Genomic DNA, 5,650 nt, shown 5'->3' with positions numbered 1-5,650 from the left:
TTTGTCCTGCAGCAGTTGCTCATCTTTGATCTGATTCATGTCCATCTTCCTCTCCCGGTTCACATAATGGATGCTACGAGGCATCTACCCCAAAAAGCTTTCATGAGTGGACTCATCAAATTCACGGATATTTTTGTTTGCTGCCAGTGTAATGCCAAGTATGACCAGACAGGGCAGCAGAACGCATAGGATACCCAGAACCATTTTCCTCACCTCCCTGGCAAAGCCTACGTTTTTGGTCAGGTGCATAGTGTGTGCGGGGAGAATTCCAAGCGGCTACAGGTGCAGGCCGACACCGCTCGTTTGCTGCTCCAGTATTTTGGCGATCAGCCCGCCCAGATAGGCTCCAGCTTCAACAGGAGGGGTACCTCCCTGGTGGATATTCGAAACGACGATCCGCTCGGAATCAGTCATTCCATAGCCGGGCCGGTAGCAGAGATATGCGCTCATTGAATGAGAGGTGATCAAACCCGGCCGCTCCCCGATCAGAAGCACTATCACTTCCGGATGCAGGATATCGCCGATGGCATTCATGCAGCCTACCCGGCCGTTAAGCACAAAAAACGGTGTGCCTGCGGACAATTGGTGCACCTCCAGCGAATCCAGCAGCGCCGGGTAGATGTCCCGCAGATTGCTCTCAATCGCATTTGCGCTGAGTCCGTCCGATACTACTATCTGCACTTGCGGCTGCTGTATACAGCGTTGCTTCAGGGTCTGGAGACTGCTGTCAGGCAGAAGCCTGCCCAGATCAGGACGCCGCAGATACAGCTCCTTATCCAGAGCGCCCGACTCCACTGAAAATAACCCCAGTTCCTCCAGCAGCCCCTGGCTGACCTTACCGTAAACCGAGTCCACTGCCGCCGCATGGTCACAGCGCAGCTTCAGCAGTTCGGCTGTAGTGGGCCGGGTTCCTGCCCGGCCAGTGCCGATTCTGGCGGGTGTCGTTTGCTTTAACCACTCAACTTTGTCCACCTCACTGTTAACCATAAGATCCCCCTCCTTAAAGTTTCAGGCGCTTCAGCAGTACCACTAGTTCTCACTCCATACAAGCCGCTTAATCCTCACGTTACACAAAAATCCCCGGGTCTCCAGCCCGCCTGGTCAGCCGTCCGTTCTGCAGAATTCCCATGCCTTCCGCCCATGCGGCAAACTCAGCTCCCGGCTGGAGGCGCAGCAGCTCTCTCAAGGTGGCAATATCGTGAAAGCTGGTGGACTGATAATTGAGCATACAATCATCAGCCATCGGCACACCGATGAAAAAGTTAACCCCGGCGGCCGCCAGCAGTACGGACAGATTGTCCATGTCATTCTGGTCAGCTTTCATATGGTTCGTATAGCAGACATCAACGCCCATCGGAATCCCCTGAATTTTTCCCATGAAATGATCTTCCAGGCCGGCGCGGATCACCTGCTTGCTGTCATAGAGATACTCCGGGCCGATGAACCCGACCACTGTATTGACCAGAAACGGCTTAAAGCGTTTGGCAAGGCCGTAGCAGCGGGATTCCAGTGTGACCTGGTCTATGCCGTGATGCCCTCCGGAGGACAGCTCCGAGCCTTGGCCCGTTTCGAAATACCAGCGGTTCTCGCCTTTCGCCGTCCCAGACTCGCAGATCAACTGATCCGCTTCCTCCAGCAGCCGCAGACTGATGCCGAAGGAAGCATTACCGCTCTCGGTGCCGGCCAGACTCTGAAAGATCAGATCTGCCGGAGCACCTTTACGGATTGCCCTCATCTGGGTGGTCACATGGGCCAAAACACTGTTCTGCGTGGGGATATTCCACCTTGTGATAACCTCCATCGTTTCATGGAAAAGGCGCACTATATTGTCTGTTGTATCAATGACCGGATTAATGCCGATCACCGCGTCTCCCACCCCGTAGCTTAACGCATCATAGATTGAGGCTTTGACACCCTGCGGATCATCGGTAGGGTGATTGGGCTGGGCCCGGCTGCCCAGCCTGCCTTTCTGACCGAGGACAGTATTGCAGCGGGTAAGCACCTCGCATTTGGCGGAGGCCTGGATCAGGTCCAGATTGGACATGATTTTTGCAGCCGCCGCTGCCATTTCGCTGTTAAGGCCTCTGCCGATAGCCTGTACCTGTGCATCCTCCTGTGAGAGCAGCTGTTCCCGCAGATCTCCTACCTTCCAGTGGCGGATCTGCTCATACACCGCCTCATCCACCCCTTCCTCAATCACCCGTGATACTTCGTCCTCCTCTGGTGGTATCAGCGGGTGAGTGCGGATATCGGACAGGGTCAGATCAGCAGCAGCAGCTTGGCTGCCATCCGTTCCTTTGCATGATCCGCAGCGATACCGGCCAGCTGATCCCCGGACTTCTCTTCATTCGCCTTGGCAAACAGCTCCTTTAAATCATGGAACCGGTAGCTTTCACCCAGCAGGGAGAGCGTTAGTTTCATGCTTTTCAACTCCTTTATTCACGGCTGAAAAACGAGGGTTTTTACCGCCACCGGAATACAGTCCCCGTCCAGGGGGTAGCCGATGTCAATATAGTCACCGTGTCTGACAGCAATCTGATCAAGACAAATGCAGGGCTGTTCTCCCCGGGTAAGCAGATGGATCACATTACCGACCGCCTTGGCAATATCATTCTCACAGATCAGAATGATCATGGTCATTCCATTCCGGAAAGAAGCCTTTGCTGCGGCAGAAGCAATCCGGCGGATTACCGGATAGGTTCCGGGTATGCAAGCCGGAAGTGATACAGCAAAGCGCAGATCTGCGGGATCGCCTGTGCCAAATCTCCGTCTCCCTTCCGCAAACGCATTCTCCACTGCCAAAGCCAGTCCGGCCAGGTCCCCCTCCGCGTGTTCCGTCCGGCTCAACTTTACCACCGGAATATTCCGCAGCGGCAACAGTCCGCTGTCTACAAAAACAGTCGAGCCGCTAAGAGACGTTGTATGGACTCCAGCGCCGATTACAGTCGCCCGCTGCGCCTCCGATGTGGTGCGCAGCTTAATGGAATAGTTCGCCGCGGCCTTGACCAGTGATTCAGCCAGCAGCGGGCCAATGTCGCCGAATCGGGCGGCTTCCGCCAGGCTGCGTGTACCGGGCTGCTCCAGCAGCAGACCCACGCCCCCAGAGACCCACAGCTCAGACACAGGCTCTGCTGTGCCCGTTATTTCTTCGGGCTGGCCGTAGACAAGAGGGCAGGTTCTGGGATCACGCGAATTCAAGAGGGTGTCCAGCAGCATGACACTCCATTTGCCGGTAATCTCCCTAAGCTGCTCCAAGTCTGCAAGGCCCCCTTCCGCCAGCCCGTAGCCCTCCCTTCTCAGCCACTCCTCAATCACCGGGGACAGTTTAAGAACCTTTCCCTGTGAGCCAAGTCTGAGCAAACGGCCGCCAATATGGAAATTGATAGTACGTGTGCAGCTCCCGCCGGCAAAAAATGCGCAGTTCGCTGTGCCGCCTCCAATATCGACGTTTACGACCTGGCCTGCAATTTCAAGTGAACGTGCCTCCGCCCCCGATCCTTTACCTGCCAGCACAGCCTCCAAATCGCCCCCAGCTTGAGCCACGACAAATTTACCGGCAAATCGGGCAAGATGATGCACAATCTGATCCGCGTTGTGCTTCACTGCCGTCTCACCTGTAATAATTACTGCCCCGGTGTCCACATCTTCCGGCTGTTAAACGGCTCTCTCATACTCCCCAGCCAGGATGGCATGGAGTGCAGGATGATCGATTTCCCGGTCACTGAGGAGCGGCGTACTATACATGGGGCTTTCATACAACACCTTCCGCCCGGTAATCTTGAACCGGGGAAGCATCGAGGCTTCGTAACAACGCTCCATTTCCAGCCTGCTGAAAATGCATTTCGTCGTGCTGGTTCCGACATCAATCCCGACGCTTATAACCGAGCGGACTGTATCCGTGCTTTCCGCCTCCCTTCTGGGAAGTTCAGTTCATAAGTAACAAAAAAGACGCCGTAAGCCCTGCATTACTTGCTCTATGCATGCCTTAGAAGCGTCTGTGCTTAAATCATATTGGATTGTCTGCTGTCTTCGATCATAGTATGACAGGGTTATATAAATGTCAATTTAAATTACATGAAATTCATTTTTATTTATATTATTCGGAATATGTGTCATTTATAATAACTTGAAAGTCACAAATTCAATATAATATATATCTTAATACGGATTTTCCGCCCTAAACATGACATCATTGTTCACACAGGACACAAAAAAACAGGCACCAGCGGTGCCTGCTTCTGAATGATCTATCAGCACATCCTACAATCCATAGTAACGGGTCTTGTCCGGTCCGTTGCTGGTGTATTCCGTCTTCAATTCATTTCGGTATGATCTTTCAATCTTACGCACATATGAGAGTCTGCGGACGGTCTTCATGACTTCCTCGGCGCGTTCCGCATTCACATACATTACGGCGTAATGCATTTTCCGGGATACATAATGCAGTGTCCCGTATTTCTCCAGGTTGCGTGCTGCTTTGACATCACTAACCCAAACGATATATCCTGTCCGTTCCGCAAACATAAGCTCAACCGCCCTTTCCTTCTCTCCCTCTTAGAGGCAGCTTATCCGCAAGAGCATTTGCCTCCGCTGCCGCATCCGCCCTTCGGCGACGGGTCATTGCTTGGAACCTTGATGCTGTCCGATACCGAGAACGCGATTGCTTCAGACATGGAATGTAAAATATCATCCAGCGTCGCCTCCGCCTGTTTGAAGCGGACAACCTCCTCGAACTGCTCAAGCTCCTTCTCTACAGCCGTCACTTCATCCTTGGCCGAATGATAGTTCGGATGAAAATGTCCAAACCGCTGTGTCTCTTCAAACAGCTCCTTCTTGTTCTGAAGCTGCTTGACTATGGCCTGGATTTCGGGATTGGCGTCAACCCGCCCTTTCCAGTATAAGTAATCCGACACTTCGGCGGATTGGTTAATCATATCGCCTAATTCATAGGCGTATGTCAGCACTTCGGCCATATCGACCGTATTTAATTCCGCTACGCTCATGAACTTCAACTCTTTTCTGTGTTAATGTTCTACAGTAAACCGTAGACTACCTTATCATACCATAACCAGTTGCTTAAGCAGAAGAGGAATTTCTCCGCTTCTGCGGAATCAGCAGCTTCATCTCTTTCCAGTCCCCGGCGGCCAGCTCCGTATCTTCACGCTCTTCTGTGCCGGCAGGCAGCAGACCTCCGGCCACCCTCCAGGGATTACCCCGGAGCTGCTCGGGGATAAAATCGCAGATTTGGCCCTCCAGGGATAAACGGACCTTGATTCCCCATACCAGAGCCTGCTCCATCACCTTTTGAGCCGTAGTAATATGATACTCCCGCCATTCCCTAACCCACATTTGCGGAACAGTCTCTTCACCGGGCAGGATAAGTTCCTCCGAATCTGATGATGGAACCGGCAGCGGCTGTAGAACGGCACCTCCACCCAGTAAGCCCGTTTGCGCTTCCTGTAATGGAAGCGTATATATGCCTGCCCTCGGAACTTTATTGTCCGTAAAGTAAACCATCTGTTGCGGCGGAACCTCCCCTTCACGGCCGCCGATGATTCGCGGCGGGGCCAGGCCGGCGGCCGACAGTTCTTTGCGGACCCGCTCAGTGCTGTCATGCCGTACGATGAAATGAAGCGGTCCCACCTGTGAC

4 protein-coding genes and 3 pseudogenes are annotated in these 5,650 nt (G+C 53.3%); all 7 read right to left on the bottom strand.

Annotation, left to right across the window (positions count from 1 at the left end):
• Window positions 1-84: 84 nt before the first annotated feature.
• Window positions 85-249, bottom strand: coding sequence for a hypothetical protein (locus AQR02_RS33030; protein ID WP_209444217.1), 165 nt, complete (start codon window positions 247-249; stop codon window positions 85-87).
• Window positions 250-276: 27 nt separating this feature from the next.
• On the bottom strand, window positions 277-987 hold the full coding sequence (eutC, locus tag AQR02_RS08685; RefSeq protein WP_054940225.1) for an ethanolamine ammonia-lyase subunit EutC: 711 nt from the start codon (window positions 985-987) through the stop codon (window positions 277-279).
• A gap of 79 nt (window positions 988-1,066) precedes the next feature.
• Window positions 1,067-2,421, bottom strand: a pseudogene (locus AQR02_RS08680) (ethanolamine ammonia-lyase subunit EutB).
• Window positions 2,422-2,439: 18 nt separating this feature from the next.
• Window positions 2,440-3,879 (bottom strand): annotated as a pseudogene (locus AQR02_RS08675) (ethanolamine ammonia-lyase reactivating factor EutA).
• Between the two features lie 381 nt (window positions 3,880-4,260).
• Window positions 4,261-4,524, bottom strand: coding sequence for a YlbG family protein (locus AQR02_RS08670; protein WP_054940223.1), 264 nt, complete (start codon window positions 4,522-4,524; stop codon window positions 4,261-4,263).
• Between the two features lie 41 nt (window positions 4,525-4,565).
• Window positions 4,566-5,003, bottom strand: coding sequence for a YlbF/YmcA family competence regulator (locus AQR02_RS08665; RefSeq protein ID WP_054940222.1), 438 nt, complete (start codon window positions 5,001-5,003; stop codon window positions 4,566-4,568).
• Window positions 5,004-5,076: 73 nt separating this feature from the next.
• Window positions 5,077-5,650: pseudogene (locus AQR02_RS08660) on the bottom strand (hypothetical protein); the annotation flags it as partial.

Origin of the sequence: Paenibacillus ihuae, assembly GCF_001368795.1 — a bacterium.
Lineage (GTDB): Bacteria > Bacillota > Bacilli > Paenibacillales > Paenibacillaceae > Paenibacillus_AQ > Paenibacillus_AQ ihuae.
This window is presented reverse-complemented; position numbering and strand designations above follow the sequence as displayed.

What these genes read in the sequence shown, in the direction of transcription:
- AQR02_RS08665 (WP_054940222.1), bottom strand. Translation starts at nt 5,003, where the DNA reads ATGAGCGTAGCGGAATTAAATACGGTCGATATGGCCGAAGTGCTGACA.
- eutC (WP_054940225.1), bottom strand. Translation starts at nt 987, where the DNA reads ATGGTTAACAGTGAGGTGGACAAAGTTGAGTGGTTAAAGCAAACGACA.
- AQR02_RS08670 (WP_054940223.1), bottom strand. Translation starts at nt 4,524, where the DNA reads ATGTTTGCGGAACGGACAGGATATATCGTTTGGGTTAGTGATGTCAAA.
- AQR02_RS33030 (WP_209444217.1), bottom strand. Translation starts at nt 249, where the DNA reads ATGCACCTGACCAAAAACGTAGGCTTTGCCAGGGAGGTGAGGAAAATG.